At 68.0% G+C, this 17,031-nt stretch carries 22 protein-coding genes; 5 read left to right on the top strand and 17 right to left on the bottom strand.

Translation table 11 applies throughout. The annotated features are described in order from the left end of the window. Positions 1–10: 10 nt before the first annotated feature. From ACFVWG_RS26600 to ACFVWG_RS26610, 3 genes are read right to left on the bottom strand one after another with little or no spacing between them, the layout of a single operon-like run. The gene (locus tag ACFVWG_RS26600; protein WP_391546127.1) at positions 11–1,261 is read right to left on the bottom strand and encodes a lactate racemase domain-containing protein; all 1,251 of its coding nucleotides are present in this window, start codon (positions 1,259–1,261) and stop codon (positions 11–13) included. Continuing rightward, positions 1,258–2,001 (bottom strand): hypothetical protein, encoded by a 744-nt coding sequence (locus tag ACFVWG_RS26605; protein WP_391546128.1) that lies wholly within the window; start codon positions 1,999–2,001, stop codon positions 1,258–1,260. Before ACFVWG_RS26605 ends, ACFVWG_RS26600 begins: the two co-directional genes overlap by 4 nt. A gap of 48 nt (positions 2,002–2,049) precedes the next feature. After that, complete coding sequence (locus ACFVWG_RS26610; RefSeq protein WP_391546129.1) at positions 2,050–2,790, bottom strand: GNAT family N-acetyltransferase; 741 nt, start codon at positions 2,788–2,790, stop codon at positions 2,050–2,052. A 47-nt stretch (positions 2,791–2,837) separates the two neighbouring features. Here ACFVWG_RS26610 and ACFVWG_RS26615 point away from each other — a divergent pair, with 47 nt between their 5' ends. Beyond that, on the top strand, positions 2,838–3,659 hold the full coding sequence (locus ACFVWG_RS26615) for an AAC(3) family N-acetyltransferase (RefSeq protein ID WP_391546130.1): 822 nt from the start codon (positions 2,838–2,840) through the stop codon (positions 3,657–3,659). Here ACFVWG_RS26615 and ACFVWG_RS26620 read toward each other — a convergent pair. Further along, positions 3,608–4,378, bottom strand: a complete 771-nt coding sequence (locus ACFVWG_RS26620; RefSeq protein ID WP_391546131.1) for a DinB family protein — start codon at positions 4,376–4,378, stop codon at positions 3,608–3,610. The genes ACFVWG_RS26615 and ACFVWG_RS26620 overlap by 52 nt on opposite strands. Positions 4,379–5,082: 704 nt before the next feature. On the opposite strand from ACFVWG_RS26620, the gene ACFVWG_RS26625 reads away from it, so the two are divergent. After that, positions 5,083–5,205, top strand: a complete 123-nt coding sequence (locus ACFVWG_RS26625; RefSeq protein ID WP_391546132.1) for a hypothetical protein — start codon at positions 5,083–5,085, stop codon at positions 5,203–5,205. Between the two features lies 1 nt (position 5,206). Here the strand turns inward: ACFVWG_RS26625 and ACFVWG_RS26630 are convergent, their stop codons facing one another. Then, entirely contained in the window at positions 5,207–5,704 is a 498-nt protein-coding gene (locus ACFVWG_RS26630) for a GNAT family N-acetyltransferase (protein ID WP_391546133.1), read from the bottom strand. Positions 5,705–5,798: 94 nt separating this feature from the next. Between ACFVWG_RS26630 and ACFVWG_RS26635 the strand changes: the two genes are divergently transcribed. Next, complete coding sequence (locus tag ACFVWG_RS26635) at positions 5,799–6,296, top strand: DinB family protein (RefSeq protein ID WP_391546134.1); 498 nt, start codon at positions 5,799–5,801, stop codon at positions 6,294–6,296. Here the strand turns inward: ACFVWG_RS26635 and ACFVWG_RS26640 are convergent. The 4 genes from ACFVWG_RS26640 to ACFVWG_RS26655 all read right to left on the bottom strand — a co-directional run bounded on the left by ACFVWG_RS26640 (position 6,278) and on the right by ACFVWG_RS26655 (position 8,700). Further along, positions 6,278–6,868, bottom strand: coding sequence for a chloramphenicol phosphotransferase CPT family protein (locus ACFVWG_RS26640; protein WP_391546135.1), 591 nt, complete (start codon positions 6,866–6,868; stop codon positions 6,278–6,280). The two genes, ACFVWG_RS26635 and ACFVWG_RS26640, sit on opposite strands and share 19 nt — an antisense overlap. A gap of 10 nt (positions 6,869–6,878) precedes the next feature. Further along, positions 6,879–7,886, bottom strand: coding sequence for a ferritin-like protein (locus ACFVWG_RS26645; protein ID WP_391546136.1), 1,008 nt, complete (start codon positions 7,884–7,886; stop codon positions 6,879–6,881). A gap of 77 nt (positions 7,887–7,963) precedes the next feature. Further along, on the bottom strand, positions 7,964–8,377 hold the full coding sequence (locus tag ACFVWG_RS26650) for a hypothetical protein (RefSeq protein ID WP_391546137.1): 414 nt from the start codon (positions 8,375–8,377) through the stop codon (positions 7,964–7,966). A gap of 185 nt (positions 8,378–8,562) precedes the next feature. Further along, positions 8,563–8,700: a hypothetical protein gene (locus tag ACFVWG_RS26655; RefSeq protein WP_391546138.1), complete on the bottom strand. Its 138-nt coding sequence runs from the start codon at positions 8,698–8,700 to the stop codon at positions 8,563–8,565. Between ACFVWG_RS26655 and ACFVWG_RS26660 the strand changes: the two genes are divergently transcribed. Then, positions 8,699–9,229: a histidine phosphatase family protein gene (locus ACFVWG_RS26660; protein ID WP_391546139.1), complete on the top strand. Its 531-nt coding sequence runs from the start codon at positions 8,699–8,701 to the stop codon at positions 9,227–9,229. The two genes, ACFVWG_RS26655 and ACFVWG_RS26660, sit on opposite strands and share 2 nt — an antisense overlap. Here ACFVWG_RS26660 and ACFVWG_RS26665 read toward each other — a convergent pair. From ACFVWG_RS26665 to ACFVWG_RS26675, 3 genes are all read right to left on the bottom strand, one after another. Then, complete coding sequence (locus tag ACFVWG_RS26665; protein WP_391546140.1) at positions 9,186–9,491, bottom strand: hypothetical protein; 306 nt, start codon at positions 9,489–9,491, stop codon at positions 9,186–9,188. The genes ACFVWG_RS26660 and ACFVWG_RS26665 overlap by 44 nt on opposite strands. A 260-nt stretch (positions 9,492–9,751) precedes the next feature. Beyond that, entirely contained in the window at positions 9,752–10,396 is a 645-nt protein-coding gene (gene msrA / locus ACFVWG_RS26670) for a peptide-methionine (S)-S-oxide reductase MsrA (RefSeq protein WP_391546141.1), read from the bottom strand. Positions 10,397–10,483: 87 nt separating this feature from the next. Then, positions 10,484–11,926, bottom strand: coding sequence for a PLP-dependent aminotransferase family protein (locus tag ACFVWG_RS26675; protein WP_391546142.1), 1,443 nt, complete (start codon positions 11,924–11,926; stop codon positions 10,484–10,486). A 62-nt stretch (positions 11,927–11,988) separates the two neighbouring features. Here ACFVWG_RS26675 and ACFVWG_RS26680 point away from each other — a divergent pair, with 62 nt between their 5' ends. After that, positions 11,989–12,651 (top strand): YitT family protein, encoded by a 663-nt coding sequence (locus tag ACFVWG_RS26680; protein ID WP_391546143.1) that lies wholly within the window; start codon positions 11,989–11,991, stop codon positions 12,649–12,651. A gap of 319 nt (positions 12,652–12,970) precedes the next feature. Here ACFVWG_RS26680 and ACFVWG_RS26685 read toward each other — a convergent pair whose 3' ends face one another. The 5 genes from ACFVWG_RS26685 to ACFVWG_RS26705 form a co-directional block, all read right to left on the bottom strand. Further along, positions 12,971–13,318: an ArsR/SmtB family transcription factor gene (locus ACFVWG_RS26685; protein ID WP_391546144.1), complete on the bottom strand. Its 348-nt coding sequence runs from the start codon at positions 13,316–13,318 to the stop codon at positions 12,971–12,973. Then, positions 13,308–13,739, bottom strand: a complete 432-nt coding sequence (locus ACFVWG_RS26690) for an SRPBCC domain-containing protein (RefSeq protein WP_391546145.1) — start codon at positions 13,737–13,739, stop codon at positions 13,308–13,310. The genes ACFVWG_RS26685 and ACFVWG_RS26690 overlap by 11 nt, the downstream gene beginning before the upstream one ends. 77 nt (positions 13,740–13,816) lie before the next feature. Next, positions 13,817–14,854, bottom strand: coding sequence for a hypothetical protein (locus tag ACFVWG_RS26695; RefSeq protein WP_391546146.1), 1,038 nt, complete (start codon positions 14,852–14,854; stop codon positions 13,817–13,819). 10 nt (positions 14,855–14,864) lie between these two features. Then, the gene (locus ACFVWG_RS26700; RefSeq protein ID WP_391546147.1) at positions 14,865–15,446 is read right to left on the bottom strand and encodes a hypothetical protein; all 582 of its coding nucleotides are present in this window, start codon (positions 15,444–15,446) and stop codon (positions 14,865–14,867) included. A gap of 43 nt (positions 15,447–15,489) precedes the next feature. Further along, the gene (locus tag ACFVWG_RS26705; RefSeq protein ID WP_391546148.1) at positions 15,490–17,031 is read right to left on the bottom strand and encodes a hypothetical protein; all 1,542 of its coding nucleotides are present in this window, start codon (positions 17,029–17,031) and stop codon (positions 15,490–15,492) included.

Consider the following 17,031-nt stretch of genomic DNA (forward strand, 5'->3'; position numbering starts at 1 on the left):
TACCGGTCGGTCACGCCTCGTGGGAACCGGTCTTTCCGCTTCCTGCCAGGCGATGCAGCACCTCACCGGCATTCGGTACGACGAGAGTGTCGGGGTCGGCGTCGTACGCGGCCAGATCGACGGTCGCCGGGTCGAGGTAGTTGAGGTTCGCCCCCCGTACGACGTCCTCCGGAATGCCGGTCGCGAGGGTGACCTGGACGCGGAGGTGCTCACCGGTGACCGGATCCCAGGTGCCCGCGCCGCGGAGGTGGGTCGAGTGGGCCAGGACGCCCCAGTGGACGTCGCGGAACTTCTCCCACTGGCCGAGGAAGTAGTCGCGGCAGTGGTACCCGATCTCCTCGATCTCGGGGTGCATCGCGGCGATCCGGGTGACGTGTGGCGCGTAGAGGATGACCTCGCCGCCGTCGGCGACCACGGGCTCGAGCTTGTAGAAGCCCTTCGCCGCGGTCCAGATGTCGGCGTACTTCTCGGGCATCACCGAGACAACCCGTCGTACCGGCTTGTCGAGGTAGGTGACGTGGGTCTGCGCGGAGACCTGAGCCGCCTCCTGCCACGCCTCGACGGTGTCGCCGAACGCGATGGCGTGCAGCGCATCCGTACCGGATTGGGCGACGACGGCGAGTGCCAGCTTCTCGGCCGGGATCAGCGCGGCGGCCTCGTTGATCAGGGCGCGTACCGGGGTGACGCCGAGGGTGCCGATGATGCTCGCGCTGGTGATCAGGGCGCCGAGCCAGTGCGAGACGTCGATGACCTCCTGGCCGGCGACACCGGGGAAGAAGTACTTGTTGCCACCGGAGAAGCCGACGACCTCGTGCGGGAAGACCGGGCCGACGACCAGCGCCACGTCGTGCTCGACGACGGCTCGGTTGAGCCGCACCGGGACCTCGTCGTTCAGCATTCCGTTGGAGATCTCGCGGACCCTCTCAGCGCTGATCGTGCCGAGGTCGACGAAGGTTTCCGGCTTCCACCACTCGTGGTTGAGCACTCCGTCGTACTCGCCGCCGAGGTGCTTGCGGAGTTCCTCCGGCGTCATCTCGGCATGGGTGCCGAGGGCAATCAAGATGGTGAGCTTACTGACTTTGCCGTGCAGCGCATCGTGCACCGCGCGGATCAGCAGCGGCAGCGGGCAACTACGCGTCGCGTCCGGCACGATCACACAGACGCTGCGGCCGGCAAGGTTTGCACCGTCCAGCGCGGTACCGATGAACGTCGTGACCTCGTCCTCACTGAGGACCTGACCTGCTCCGCCGATGATGCTCACAGTTCAGACTTTACGGGGACGGCTGCTTTGGTCCACTGCTGGTGGACGACGACGGCATACGTGACGGCGGCGAGTGGGGCGGCCCAGAGGCGGAAGAACGGGAGTTGGCCGGTGAGGCCGGTGGCCGCGACGACCACGCCGAGGATGATCGCACCGGTCGCGGCGCCGCGGCGGCGGCTGGCGAGCGCAGTGCTGGGGAGTGGACCGGTATGGCGGTCCAGGACGGCGGCGAGCGCGGCGAGGCCCGCGAGAGCGGTGATCGCGAACAGGATCCCACCGATGAGCTCGCCGAAGATGATGGCTGCCACATTGAGCCCGGTCAGGACTGCGACGACCACGAGTACGTCGAGAGCGCCGTACAGGAGGTGGTTGCGGTGCCTCCGTTTGAGATCGACGCCGTCGGCCGATCTCGTCAGGCCCGGGTCGCCTTTGAGGCCTTGGAGGGTGAAGGCGATGCCCGCGACGATGATCGCCAGGATGAGGAGGCCGGCGATCGAGAGGACCACCGACTGGGTGGTCGAGAGGTAGTCACGAACGTCGCCGCCGCCGAAGTCACAGGTCGCGGACGGCGGGAACCAGCCGGTATGGACGGTCGCGTCCGGGCTGACCCTCGGGCCGAGTTTCTCGAAACACGACTTGCTCGGATCCCACCAACTCGGCATCGACGCCGACACCACCACCGCCCAGACCAGTCCCAACCCAAGTCCGGCCGCCAACGCCCACCGCTTCAACGCCTCCACGCCCCAACCCTCTCACCTGATCGGTGCGCTCACGACCTACCGGTGCGTTCAGAGCTGGTAGCAGCGTTTGGTGCCGTAGGCAATGAATCCGATTCTGAGGAGGGTGGGGGCGCTGGTCGCGGTGCGGGCGCTGACGAGCGCGAGGTTTGCGCCGGCCTGGACCGCGGCCTCGCATCGGGCGGCGATCAGGGCTCGGTAGGCACCTCGGCCGCGCGCCTTCTCCAGGACGCTGGCACCCCACAGGCCGACCACGTCACCGAGCAACGTGTACCCGGCCGCGCCCACGATCTCGCCGTCGATCTCCGCCACGAACCGCAGCGGCGACCGCTCACCGCGCGCCGCCGCGGCAATCTCGTGATCGAGCTCATTCCGGCTCGGCGGCGGCCATCCGAACACCTCGGAGTCCACCGCCGCGGCCGCCTCGATGCTGGCCGCATCCAACGCCGGCCGCACCACCACATCATCCGGTACGTCGAGCCTCGCGCTGAGGTCGCCTGGCAGCTCATGCGCCAGCACCTCAACCACCTCGACCTCGCGAAATCCCTTGCCCTGCAAGACTTCTCCGGTATCCGCCGGCCGGGTGCGATCATCCACCCACCACCGCACCGGCTGTCCCAGTTCGCGCACCTCCGCGATCACCTCATCGAGCGGCCGCCCGGTCGACGACCACTGCACGGTCGGCCCACGTCCGCCGTACACAATCGCCCGGTAGTCGTCGGTGACGACGTCCCGCGCATCCGGCGGCACCCAAGACCACTCCGCCGCCGCCCTCAATACCCGCTCACGCATGCCGAAATTCTAAGGCGTGGTGGGGTTTCAGCTGACATGCTTTTGCGATGGTCACTCGCACCGAGATCACCGACGGCCTGCGACGGTTGGGGCTGGACCGGTCGTCCGACGTACTCGTGCACTCGTCGCTCAGTTCCTTCGGGTACGTCGATGGTGGGGCGGAGGCGGTGTGCCAGGCGCTCGTGGAGACCTGTGGCACGGTGTTGATGCCGGGGTGGACCTTCGACCTCACCGGGGTTGGGGCGCCGCCGGGGTTGGCGCGATCGCACAACGCGTATCCGCCGACCGAGGACTGGGCGACCTTCGACGCGAGCGTCGCCCGCGCGACGGCGTACCGGGATGATCTGCCGGTCGATCGGTGGCTGGGGCGGATCCCCGACGTACTGCGGACGTCGTTCGCGCCGCTGCGGAGTTCGCATCCGCTGATGGCGTTCCTGGCCGTGGGGGAGCGGGCGTCGGAAGTTCTAGCGGCGCAGCGGTTGGACTGGCCGCTCGGCCCGATCGAGGCGCTCGGCGGTGACGTACTGCTGCTGGGAGTCGGGCACACGTCGAACACGACGATTCACGTGGCTGAGCAGCACCTGGGGCGGTCGCGGTTCTACCGGTACGCGAAGGTCGGCGACGGGTCGTGGGCGGAGCTCCCGAACATCTCCGGGTCGAGCACACACTTCGATCTGATCGAGCCACTGTTGCGTCCGGCAACCACCGAGGTGATGATCGGCGACTGCCGCGCCCGCCGGGTACCGATCGCCGCCGTCCTCGACGCGACCCGCCAACTGGTCCTCGACGATCCCGCCGCGATGTTGTGCACGGACGATCACGACACCCGCTGCCCCGCCGCGATACAGCAGCGACTACAGCAACTGTAGGTCCCGCTCGGCGTACAGGCGGTGCTGCCATTCCTCGTTGAGGATGATCTCGAGACACATCTTGATGTCGTACGCCGCCGCCGGGGCCAGCTCGGACCCTCGACCGGCGTGGTCTGTGAATCGAGTTCCGCGTCGGTCAACTGGTCGACGTACCGGCGGACGCGGCCCATCCGGTCGTGCCGCAGTTTCAGCACCTCGTCGAGACTCGGCTGTACGTCGAGGTCCCACGGCAACCGCGGATCCGGCGTCGCCCCGTCGAACGGCAGGCTCAGCGCATCCCACGGCTCCGGATCGCCCTGAATCACCCGGCACATCCACACGTCCGTCGCATAGACGAGGTGCCGCAACGTCTGGATGAACGACCACTCACCGTCCACCCGTTCATGCAACTTCGCCGGCGGCAACGCGCGGGCCCGCTCCACAGTCCCCGCCCACAACCGCTCCACCACGTCCCACCCCTCGCGGAACCCGTCCGCGTCGGCAGGCCGCATCTTCACCCGCTCGGGATCCCGCCGATCCAGCTCCGCCTCGATCAACGGCCCCACCTCCACCCCGTTGATCACCAACCCCTCGATGTCCCCATCGACCGAAGCCCGGTTGAACTCCACCCCACGCATGACGGCTCCGATGAACCCCACCCGCTCGAACCGAGCGCCCCGAAAGTCCACCTCCCGCACCAAACCCCCACGAAAGTCCCGCCCCACCAAGTTCTCAGTCATAGTCCTCACGCTAACGACGATTCCGGACGATCGGCGTCCGGCTAAGTTTTGGGCTCTTCTGATCCATTCGTGGGTGGTGCGGCGTACTGGTCTCTTCCCCGTGTGGTGGGTCGGTTGACCGGTGGGCTGGCTGGGCGCTGTGCCACCGTTGGCGGTGGGTGACGTGCTTGTAGTTGCTGGGGGTGTGGACAGGAAATGGGGACTGTGAACAAGGCATAGCGTGTTCAAGGTCCCCGCGGGGGGTGCTCATCCCCGGATTGTGTCCGGCGCGCGCCCCCGGGATGCCGGACCTGGGTCACCGTCTAACCTCTCGTGCGGCTGCTCGTGCAGGTGATGCTGAGCGTGGACTGTCCGAGCCGTGCAGAGTTCGACGGTGCTGGCGGTCCGCCCCCGCCACCCCCACGCCCTTCCCGCCGCATCCTCTGCCCCGGCGAGCACGGTGGGTTCAGTCGCTGTGCAGGACCAGTGGTCCGATGTCGAGTGGTAGGAGATTGCCGCCAGGAATCGATGTCCAGCAGCACAGTGCGTTCAGTCGCCGACACACTCGCCACATTCGCCGATCACATCGCCCGAGACCCTGCGATTGGACGGCAACCCGCCGGTCCGACAACGCGCGAACCACACCTATGTCACAAGCCCTAAATTTTGTGGCCGGGCCTACCACCGGGGGTACCCGATGGTGCCGCGGCTACACCGTCTGGCGAGTGGAGCGGATGCGGCGCCGCGACGTACTGGGTGAGCTCGCGGCTGACCTTGCACGGCTCGGTGCGCTCAGCTCGCGGTACGGAGCCGACAACGTGCGTTGGGTCGTGTGGTTCGACAGCTGAGTCAGGGCTTCAGGTCCTTGGTGAACATGAGGGTGAGGGAGTCGTCGTTGCGGACTGTTTCCATGGGGGCGACTTGGCGGCCGTCGTAGATGAGGCCGCGGCCGTCGGGGAGGTAGCCGCGGCGGACGTAGAGGCGTTGGGCGTTGCCGTAGTCGGGGTAGAGGCCGACGCCGATGCCGACGGTGGGGGAGCGGGTGGCGACGAGGGATTCGGCGGCGTCCATGAGCGCCGTACCGATGCCTTGGCGGCGGAGGTTGGGGAGGACGTTGAAGTCCTGGATCTCGGGGATGCCGTTGAAGGGCTGGTACGGCGACTCCCAGCGGATCGTGACATAACCGGCGTACTGGCTGTCGACCCAGGCGACGAGGATGTCGCGGGTGCCGGCGGTCTGCTCCTCGAGGTAGCGCTCGTACTGGGAGGCCGGTTTGGGCCAGCCGAGTTCTTCGAAGGCGGCGGCGATCACCGGTGGGTCTTCGGGCTGCAGCGCGCGGATCTCCATGGGCGCAGAGTAGGTGCCGGGCGGTCGGGAAGTCTTCTGATTTCGGGGGAGGTAGAGGACATCATCTGGCCGCTACTTCTCTTAGAGTCGAAGCATGACGACGAACGAGCGGGACGACATCATCGACCTCCTGGGCAGCCGCCGGCACTTCCTGCGGTACACCGCGCAGGGGCTGACCGACGAGCAGGCGAGTACCCGGAGCACGATCAGTGAGCTGACGGTCGGTGGGCTGATCAAGCACGTGACCGCGGTGGAGAAGAACTGGCAGGACTTCGCGCAGGGCAAGGACACGACGAAGGAGTACACCCCGGAGGTGATGGCCGAGTGGGCCGACAACTTCCGGCTGGTCGACGGGGAGACGCTGGCCGACGTACTGGCGGCGTACGAGAAGGTCGCGGCCGCCACCGACGACCTGGTGCGCACCCTCGACCTGGACGCGAGCTACGAACTCCCGGCCGCCCCGTGGCAGCCGCCGGGCGTCTTCTGGACGGTACGGCGGGTCTTCCTGCACGTGACCGCGGAGACCGCGCAGCACGCCGGCCACGCGGACATCGTTCGCGAGGCCATCGACGGTCAGAAGTCGATGGGCTGACGCCGTCGCAACTGGTCGAAGGCCGTCGGGGGTCCGGCGGCCAAGCGGTCACGGATGAGCAGCGCGCACTCGCGTGGGGAATTCCGCTCGGTGTCGACCTCAACGTCGTACAGGCCGTGGGCGTGGACGACCGGGAACTGCATGGCGGCCTGGCCGATCCTGCGGTTCCCGCGGGCGGTCTCGCGGCGTTCGAGTTCGGGCAGTGAGCAGCGAACGCCGACGAACAGGACTGGCACATCCTTGAGTACGTCGAGGGCGTCGGCCAGCCGCCAACGCTCGCCGAGGACGTAGTCGGCGACCACGTTGTTGCCGCCCGCCGCCATCCCCGCCACCGCGCGGTGGAAGCCGAGGACGGTCCGCTGAAGGACCGGGAGGTAGGCCTCGTCGGTCCAGTCGCGGTGCGGCAGCATCCGGCGGAAGGCGTCGATCTTCACGTGGTACCAGACGTCCTCCAGTACGTCGAGCAGCTCCGTCGCGATACTCGACTTGCCGGCGGACGACGTACCGTTGAGCACGATCACCCGGCCCGGGCGGTTGCTGATTGCCTCGGGCATCAATTCGTGAGTGATCATGGGGTCGATTCTAGGTGCGGTCCTCCGGGGCGATGTAGGTGAAGGTCGGACCGGGGGTGGTGCCGTCGGCCTCCTTTCGCGTCAGGAGCTGGAGCGTCGCGGCCTTGAGCCCGAACATGGTGCGGGTCGCGTCGCGGATGAGCGTGGGCTCACCGTTGAACGCCTGCTCCAGGAGGTAGAGCACAGTGCAATACATGTTGTCGAAGGCCTGCTGGGCTTGGCGAATCTCCGGGTTCTTCGACGGCTGCGGGTTCGCCTGCATCGGGATCACACCGGCGAGGTCGACCGTCACCGGGTCGCCGGTCGGGCCGGACTGCAGGGTGTCGCCGCGCTGATAACGGCGGCCGAGCTTGAGCTCCTCGAAGCGGTAGTAGTGCGCGACCTCATCGCGGTCCGGGTGGAAGAAGTCGCCGTCGCCGTCCCAGACCCCACCGCGCGACGTACCCTCGCCCTGCTCGACGATCTCCTCCAGCGCGGCCAACGCCGATTTGAGATCCGTGACCTCGCTCAACGTCCCATCCGTGTGGTGGAACGGCCCCGCCGTCACCTGCCGCGCCGGGTCGCCGGTGAACACCTTGTCTTCGCCGAGCGTCTCGCACAGATCCTTCAGGCCGGCTTCGACCGCGTCGTAGAACTGCCCGATCGTCTCGTACTCATCGCCTTCCACCGGCGCCCCCGGAGCCTCGGGCAGTTCGAGCCGCAGGAACATCTCCAGTGCCTCGGACCCGAACGGCAGCAACTCCAGTTGGATGTCGCTGTGCGGCAACTGGCACGGATACCCCGGCAACAGGTCCGGGGTATCCAGCCGCGGGTCGCCGCCCACCGCATTCAGCAGGTTCGCAGCGATCGAGAGGTGGATCATCTCCTCCACGAACACACTGCTGACGACCTCTATCGCCTCCGCGTTCACCGCGGGATCCAGCGAGTACAAAGCGCACAGGTACGGCGGGAGCGTCGCGTGCTCCAGTTCCACCGCCCACTGCAAGTGTTCCCGCAACCCCGCCACCGTCTCGATCATCCGCTCCTCGCTCTGTCCGCCCGACGTACAAGAGGTCAGACAGAACACGGCGAGCAGATGTGACAGCCGAGGGTGGGTCAGATCAAGGTGGTCCAGATCTTGACGCTCTTCTCGTTGCCGACCCAGGGCTTGTTGACGGCCCACAGGAGACCTTCACGGTTCTCGGGGACGTCGAAGTCGCACATCACCCAGCCACCGGCCTCGCCGCGGGTGTTGAAGCACTCGCGGTACCAGTCCGGCCCCGAGTCGGTGTTGTAGATCGTGCCGACGGCGCTGTCACCGTTCGCCTTGGTGTCCTTCACCCACACCTTGTCGGCGGCTTCACCGAAGCACGCCTTCGCCCCGGTGGTCGAAACGCACGTCACGCCGAAGCCCGACGGCGGCGGTCCACTGGGCTTCCCCGTGGCAGCAGACGCCGCGACCGTTGTTCCCGCCGAGATCAACACCACCGCTGCCGGAATCCCAACCAGCGCACGCATCAACTTGCTCACTACTGCTCCTCACTTCGGCAAAGTGAGATTCAATCACGGGCCCTGGGCAACGGTTGCCGCGGGTTCACACCCCGACCGGTACCGATTCGATCCACCACTCGTCGCCCGCGTCCGCTTCCCTCCGGGCGCGCTCACTCTCTGCCTCACCCCGCGTCAGGAAGACCGAAGTCACGTGGCCGCCGGTATCAGGACCGCCTTGCCAGCGGTACATCAGGGCATAGACATACCGGTACGACGATCGCTCCGGCAGCCGCCGTACGTCCAGCGACCTCCGCGGTCAATCCACCGAACCGGTGACCACCGGCCGGCGTCCATCCCTGCATGACCCGACACCTCTACCTAGTCCGGCATGCCGAAGCACTACCCGACGAGAGCGGCCTGACCGACCGCGGCCGTCACCAGGCAGTCCTGCTCGGCCAACGACTGCAGGACGTTGTCTTCAACACCATCCACCACAGCCCCCTCCCACGAGCCACCCAAACAGCCCACCTCATCAGCGAGCAACTGCGCCACCAAGCCCCGCTCAAGTCCTCTGCAGTTGCCGGTGACTACATCCCATACGTCCCGCAGCCGGCGGAGCTCCCACCAGACTCCGCCGCCTACTACCTCGACTTCCTCGCCCAGGCCACCCCCGAAGAACTCACCACCGGACCCCGCCTGGCCCAAGAGGCCCTAACACGATTCACCGGCCCGACCGACCTCTTAGTCACCCACAACTTCCTCATCGCCTGGCTCATCCGCGACGCCCTAGAAGCCCCGCCCTGGCGCTGGCTCACTATCAACCACGCCAACGCAGCCCTCACCGTCATCACCTACGCCCAGGGGCGCCCCGCCACAGTCGAGCATCGTTAGCCGAGCAGGTTTCCCGGCTGGTTACGGTCAGGATGGCTTCTCGATCGCCGGCCCAGGAGTAGTCGCCCAGACACGTGAAGTTGATGTGGTTGCTGGCGGCAAGCAGTAGCCGCATGACGTGCAGATCCGGTGCGCCGCCGTACCCGTCGAACAACGGCTCCCACCACGGGTAGCCGGTTCCGCGTTGCTGCCCGGCCAGCTCGATGAACAGCTTGGTGAAGTCGAAGAGCGGGCAACCGGCCGACGATGCCCGCCCCCGCATGCTGCCACAGCAACAACGCCAACCCGGCTTGCGGACCTCCACCACCGACTAAGTCTCGGCGCCTCACCCGTCCCACGCTCAGCACCTCTCGCTCGAGGGCCCTCCAGGCGGGTTAGTGGGTGGCAGCGGTCCGCCCGCGCTGGAGACACCGAGCCCGCGGGCCGAGGCATGCGCATATGACGAAGGCCCCACGCGGTGCCGGGTTGGTTGGCATCGCGGTGGGGCCGAAAGGTGGGCGCGATCACGCCCACCCGGGAGGGTTATGCGCCAGCCGGGAACTTGGCGCCGGTGTTGCTGTGGCAGCGGTAGCCGTTGGGGTTTTTGTGCAGGTACTGCTGGTGGTAGGGCTCTGCGTAGTAGTGGGAGCCGAGCGGGGCGATCTCGGTGGTGATGTCGCCGTAGCCGAGGGGCTTGATGACGGGGGCGTAGAGGTCGCGGGTGCGTTCGGCCTCGGCGCGCTGGGCGTCGGTGGTGTAGTAGATGGCGGAGCGGTACTGGGAGCCCAGGTCGTTGCCCTGGCGCATGCCCTGCGTCGGGTCGTGGGTCTCCCAGAAGACCTTCAGCAGGTCGGTGAAGGTGGTCTTGGTGGGGTCGTAGACCACGCGGACTGCTTCGGTGTGGCCGGTGCCGCCGGTGCAGACTTCCTCGTACGTCGGGTTGGGGGAGTAGCCGCCCGCGTACCCGACTGCGGTGGTGTAGACGCCGGGGAGCTGCCAGAAGATCTCCTCGGTACCCCAGAAGCAGCCGGTACCGAACCAGACCTCCTCGAACCCCTCAGGGGCGGTGGCGGTCTGCGGTGTGTGCAGCACGATGTTCTCGGCCGGCACGGTGTAGCCGGGGGTGGGGCGGCCGGGCAGTGCGCGCTCCGGCTCGACCAGGGCTGTGTTCCGCTTGAAGAACGACATTCTCACGCCTCTCGCAGTTGACTCTCATAGTCTCTCAACAAGGCCCCTGGGGTGAACCTTCCCCGGCCCCCTTACGGGACGATGACGTCAGGCGATCATCGCCGGGGTGAAGCCTGGGGTGCTCCGGGCGTCGGTAAGAGACCGGTACGACGCAGCCAGTTGGTGGACGCCGTCCCGCAACGCATCTGGTTCCAGCGTGTAGGGGAGCCGGATGAAGGACTCCAGGCCGCCGTCAGGAGAGAAGCGGGAGCCGGCCACGATCAGTACGCCGTTCCGCTGGGCCACGCCGACCAGACTGGAGCCGACGGGTTCCGGGAGCTCGCACCACAGGGACAGGCCGCCACCTGGCAACTCAAACCGCCAGTCCGGGAGCTCAGTCGACACAGCGACCGCCAGGGCGTCGCGACGCCGCGCCAGCTCGGCACGGCGCTCCGGGAGTAGGGTCGCGCGGTCCCGCAACAACTGAGCGACGACGAGCTGGTCCAGCACAGGTGCGCCCAGGTCGAGTGACGCCCGCGCATCGAGCACCCGGGCGACCAGGTGTGACGGGACGCGCATCCACCCGATCCGCAGCCCACCCCAGTACGACTTGCTGACCGAACCGAGCGTGATCACGCCCTCGGGGTGGTACGACGCGAACGGCGGCGGCATCTCCTGGCCGTCCAGCCACAGGTCGCCGAGCGTCTCGTCGATGATCGCGGTCGTCCGGCTGCGTGCGAAGGCGATCGCGAGCTGCTGCCGGTCCGCGGCCGGAAGTAACCAACCGGTTGGATTCTGGAAGTCGACCACCATCCAGGCGGCCCGCGGCGACGTCTGCCGGATGGTTGCCTCCAGCAACGGCAGGTCCCAGCCGTAGGGGCTCATCGGCGCGGCCACGACCCGGCAGCCGCTGCGCCGGATCGCGTCGACCGAGTTCGGGTGCGTCGGGCTCTCGGTCAGTACCCGGTCGCCGATCTGCGTGAACGCCCGGATCGCGATCGAGGTCGCGGCCAGCGCTCCGGCGGTGACGATGATCTGGTCCGGTGAGGTCGGCAACCCGCGTTCGTTGTACGTCGCCGCGATCTCGGCCCGCAGCTCCGGCAACCCCTGCGGGTGATACCCCGGCGTCGCCAGGTGACCCGGCAACTCCACGGCCGCCGCGGCGACCGCCGTACTGATTCCCGGTACGGCGGCCGGTGCCGCGCAGGTGAAGTCGTACAGCCCCTCCGTGTCGATCCCGGGCGCGTGGTGCCGCCCGAGCTCCGGCCCGACCTTCGACGGCAGCGCGGTCACACTCCCGGACCCGCGCCGGCTGACCAGGTAGCCACTGTCACGCAACTCCCGGTACGCCGATGCCACCGTGGTCCGGCTGACTCCGAGTGCATCGGTCAGCTCCCGCTCACTCGGCAGCCGCGCGCCGGGCATGATCCGCCCGTCCGCGATCAGCAGGCGGAGCCGCTCGGCGAGCACCCGGTACGCCGGTCCCGCGTCGTCCGACCACGCTCCGAGCAGACCACTGAGCGTGCTGGCTGGAAGCTGTTGCCCAATCATGCAGTCCACTATTGCGCAATTGGCTATCGATCACCAGGCCAGTTGGCCTGCAAACTGAAGAGGTGACCGCCACTTCCGTAGCCCCTCCCCGTCAGCTCGCCGTGCTCAACCCGATCCAGCAGCTCAAAGCAGGCCACCTGCCGCGCCGCCTGGTCCAGCTGTACGTCGGTCTCGTCCTGTACGGCGCCTCGATGGGCCTGATGGTCCAGGGCAATCTCGGCCTCGACCCGTGGGACGTGCTGCACTCCGGCATCATCAAGCACATCCCGCTGAGCTTCGGGACCGTCGTGATCGTGATGAGCTTCGTCGTACTGCTGGCCTGGATCCCGCTGCGCCAGTGGCCGGGGCTCGGCACCATCAGCAACGCGATCGTGATCGGCCTCGCCACTGACCTCACGCTGTCGACGGTCGACCGGCCGGATGCACTCTGGCTGCGAATCGTCTTCATGCTCGCCGGAGTGGTCGTCAACGCCCTGGCCGGCGCGCTCTACATCGGCGCCCAGTTCGGTCCCGGTCCGCGGGACGGCCTGATGACGGGTCTGGTCCGCCGTACCGGCTGGAGCATTCGCCTGGTCCGCACCTCGATCGAGATCGCGGTCGTCGCGATCGGCTTCGCGCTCGGCGGGGTGATCGGCTTCGGCACCATCATCTACGCACTGTCGATCGGCCCGCTCCTGCACTGGATGCTGCCCCTGTTCACGGTCCGCCTCAAAGCGACCGAGTAAACGGCAAGGGGATCCCGGACCAGGGGGCCCGGGATCCCCTCGCCCCACCAACCTTGAGCACGGCTCAACCGTTCCAGAGCCCCGATGACGGTTGGTGGGTGCTCAAGGTTGCCGGGCGCGCGCACTTTGTGCACCGGTCAACCATGTGGAGCGGGTGATTGTGGTTGAGGGGTGCTCAAGGTGGTGGGGGGTGGACCTTGAGCACGGCTCAACCGTTCCAGAGCCCCGACGACGGTTGGTGGGTGCTCAAGGTCGCCGGGCTGGCGCACCTTGTGCACCGGTCAACCATGGAAGGGTCGCGAATGTGGTTGAGGGGTGCTCAAGGTTGGGCGTCGAGGTGTGCTTTCAGGGCATCGAGGTTCGAGTCCCAGTTGGTGGCGAGCGCCGCGAGGAACTGTTGGGCCAGCTGGATGGGGCCCGAGTGCAGGCGGTAGCGGACGCGGCGGCGTTCGCCGGGCTCGGCGATCAGCAGACCGGCCTCGGAGAGCAGGGTCAGGTGCTTGGCGATCGCCTGCCGGGTGATCGGCAGCCGGTCAGCCAGGTCGGTCGCCGTCGCGGGGCCGCTCGCGGCCAGCTCGGCGAGGATCGTGCGCCGGCTCGGATCCGCCAGCGCCACGAACACCTGCTCGGCGACCGCCTCACGATCGAGGGATGGCTCAGGCTGCATTGAGGTACTCGACCAGTTCGCCGAGCTCCAGCTCCCAGCCTTCGGTGTTCCCGCCGAACGCCTTGGCGTACTCGTCCTCCGGAAGCTGTGCGAACCCGGACTCGACCACGGTCAGCCGGGTGCCGGCGGCCGTCGGCTCGAGGGTGAATTCGACATAGGTACGGCGGGGGTCGTCCTCAGGCAGTCCGTAGATGTGCCAGGTGTACCCGAAGACGGCCGGCTCCTCGAGCCGCTCGATCCGAAGCTCGACCTTGTCGCCGTTCTCCCATGTCAGTACGGCGTTGCCGCCCGTCTGCAGGTCGATCGTGGCGTTCTGCCCGAACCACGTCCCGAGCCCGTCGGCCGTCGTCAGCGCCGTCCACACCTTCGCCGGCGGATGCCCGAGCTCCAGCGTCCGCTCGATCCGATCCGGAAATCCCATCACTGCCTCCATGTATCGCAACCGACTAGTTGCCATAAAACTATTGCAACTAGTCGGTTGCGTCAAGTCGGCCGACGTTACTTGGTGAGGTCGGGGCCCTTCTCCGGGTTGCCTTGAGTGGTGGGTCCGTCCGGCGTTTGTGCCGGTGTGGCAGTGACCGCACCGGCGGCCGGGGCTTGGCCGGAGTTGATCAGCGCGGCCATCAACATCGCCTGGTTGTCCTTGTCCATGGATCCGACGAGCGAGTTCAACGCGGCCTGTCGATCTGCCGGTGACCCTGCAGTCTCGAACGCGTGTACCTGCGAGGCGACGCCGGTGATCGCGGTCGCGGAGAGCTGCGGGCCGCCTGGGGTCGGGGCCGACTGGGCGTTCAGGTCGGGTGCGCTGAACTCCTTCATCGCGTGGAAGCCGGCGGCGGCACGACCGGTCGTGTTGCTGACCTTCTCCTTGAACCAGCGGGACACCCGGCCGGTTGTCGCGGCGATTCCCTGGCCCGCGGAAACGGCCGCCCGGCCGGTGGCCTGAGCCGCCGAAGCTGCAGCACGGCCAGTGGCCTGAGTCGCGGTAACGGCTGCACGGCCAGTGGCCTGAGTCGCGGTTACGGCTGCACGGCCAGTGGCCTGAGTCGCGGTTACGGCCGCACGCCCAGTCGCTTGAGTCGCGGATACGGCTGCGCGGCCGGTCGCCGTGGCACCGGAGACGACGGCGTCACGGGTGGCAGCTGCGCCGGTGCTGATGGCGCGACCAGCGCTGTCGAGGCCGTCGTTGACGCGGATGGCGGCCACCTCAGCGGCGACGCCAGCCTGGTCGCGCAGGTCGGCGGCGCGGTCGACGAGGTCCGCTCCGGTTCGGCCGGCCCAGGAGGCGGCGTCGCGGCCGTACTGGCGGGTCTGCGAGGCGAGCGACACCGCACTCGCGCTGATGGTCTGACCGGCGCGACGAGTGAAGTCGATCGAGCGGTTGACGGCGTTGTAGATCGGGGCGAGCGACCGTTGGGTCTGCATCGAGCGGCGCAGCGCCACCTGGTCGGCGCTGTCGAGGCTGGCGAGCCAGCGAGAGGCGGCGTCGATGTCGCCTTGCTGCCACATTCCGGGGCCTTGGTGCGGCGTGGTCATGGTCGATCTCCTAATCGATGTAGACCGCGTAGCCGACATTCACCGTGCGCGTCAGCGGGTCCGGGGTGGGTTGGTCACTGAACAGGTGGATCTGCGCACCGGGTCGCTGCCAGACGGCGACATGCCGTCGCGGTCCGAAGCCGCTCGGTGTCCATTGCCGAAGGAACCGCGGGTCGCTGTGGTCACCGAGGTGGTCGGGCTCACCCCAGTGCTTGCGGGCCAGCGCCAGGTGGTCCGGCCAGACCTTGTCGATGCCGGCCTCGGCCTCGGCCATGTCCTCGGGCTTGACCTCGTACCCGACCCAGCCACTGTTCCGGGTGTCGGGGAACACGAGGCCGTCGTACGCGACCAAGGTGCTGCCGCGCTTGGTGGTGAAGGCCCAGGAGGACATCGTCGCGTCGATCTCCTCGCCCGGTGCGAGCGGGACCGGTTGCCAGCCGGTGGCGTTGGTTACGCGGGCCACGAGGGTGCGGACGAGGGCTGGGCCGGCGTCGTCGCTGTCGGGGCCACCTACTGGGGTCCAGTCGGTGATCTCGGCCAGGTCGGCCATGGCCAGGTCGTCGTCGTGGAGCGGCCTGTCCGCTGTCTTCATCCGGTCGTCCTCCTGTGTAGCAGTGTGCTTTGGGATTGGCAGGTCAGCGGGAGCCGCGGCCGTTGGGGTCGTTCTTCTGGGCGTTGGTCTGCCCGGTACTGCGGTCTGCCTTGTTCGGGTCGGACTGCGCGGTCTTGGCGGCCTGCTCCGGCGTGCTCCGCTGGACCTCCGCGGTGCCGTAGAAGGCGGCCGCGGCCGCGCGGGTCGCCTGCGCCTTGCGGTCGGCCTGGTTCGGCTCCTCGCCTGCGGCCTGGAACACGGGCTGCTCCACCCGCGGTTGGGCCGGCTGCCCAGGTCGTGTGGTCGGCGCCTCGCCGGCCGCCTGGAACACAGGCTGCGCGGTCCCTTGCGGCTGCTGCTGCCCGGACTCCGGTACGCCGGTCTGCGGCGTACCGCCCTCCTGTACGGCGCTCTCCGGCCCGGCCTGCTGAGCCGCGGGCTGCTGTGTTTCTGCCGACTGGGGTGCTGCCTGTGGGGTTTCGCCTTCGGCTGCGGCGACCCACTGCTGAGCGGCTTCGCGGTCGGTCGGCACGGCCTCGTGCTGACCGACGTGCTGCTCAGAGTCGGGCTGCTGGACTACGGGGGACTGGGCCTCGCTCGCCTGGGGCACCGGCTGCGGAGTCTCGCCCGCGGCTGCGGCCACCCACTGCTGGGCAACCTCGCGGTCAGCCGGCACAACCTCGTGCTGACCAACATGCTGCTCTGCCGACTGAGCCTCGGCGGACTGAGCCTCCGGCTGCGGAGTCTCCGCCGACTGGGCATCAGGCGACTGGGCCTCCGGCTGCTGAGTCTCGGCCGACTGTGCCTCAGGCGACTCCGCTGACTGTCCCTCGGTGGACTGCAGTTCGGGGGACTGGGTTTCGGCTTGGGGCTGGGGTTCGGCCGCTTCTAGCTGGGCTATCTGCTGCTCGAGGTTGGCGATCTGCTCGCGCAATTGCCTGACCTCGCCGCGGAGCATCTCCAGCCGTTGCGCCTGCGCCGGTGCGTACTCAACCTGGTTACGCGGCATGAACGACTCGCGTTGCGGCCCCAGATCCATCTGCTGACCCGGGGCGCTCTCGAAGTCGCCCGGTGACTGCAGTGCCTGGGTGAGGTTGCGTTGGGCCAGGTAGCTGAGGTCGCCGCGCGTCATGTTGGAGTGCCCGATCTGCGCGCGCACCATCGGGTCCATCGTCTTGGCGTCCTTGGCCGCCTGTGCATACGCGGCCTTCAGCATCTTCGTGCCGCGGCGCAGATCGTTCCACCGCGACACCGAGTTCGACAGCATGCCGACCAACGACGTCGACTGGTTCCGCGGACCCGTGCCACGGCCCTGCGCCGCCTGCCCCAACGCAGCGAGCTGCGCGCGGTCGCGGTCGCTGTGAACCCCGCTGACACTGCGCTGCGCCATCGCACTGAGATCGCTGACGGTCAGGTTCGCCCGGCCGATGCCCTCGCGCAGCGCGGGGTCCATGTTCTTGACGTTCTTACGCGCCATTGCGAACGCGGCCTTCGCGTCCTTGGTGCCCTGCCGGCCGGCTCGTCGGTACTCGCGGTTGAGGCGCCGGAGCTGCGGCCTGGTGAACTCTGGAGTGTTCTGGCTCAT

The organism is Kribbella sp. NPDC058245, from assembly GCF_042882005.1.
GTDB lineage: Bacteria > Actinomycetota > Actinomycetes > Propionibacteriales > Kribbellaceae > Kribbella.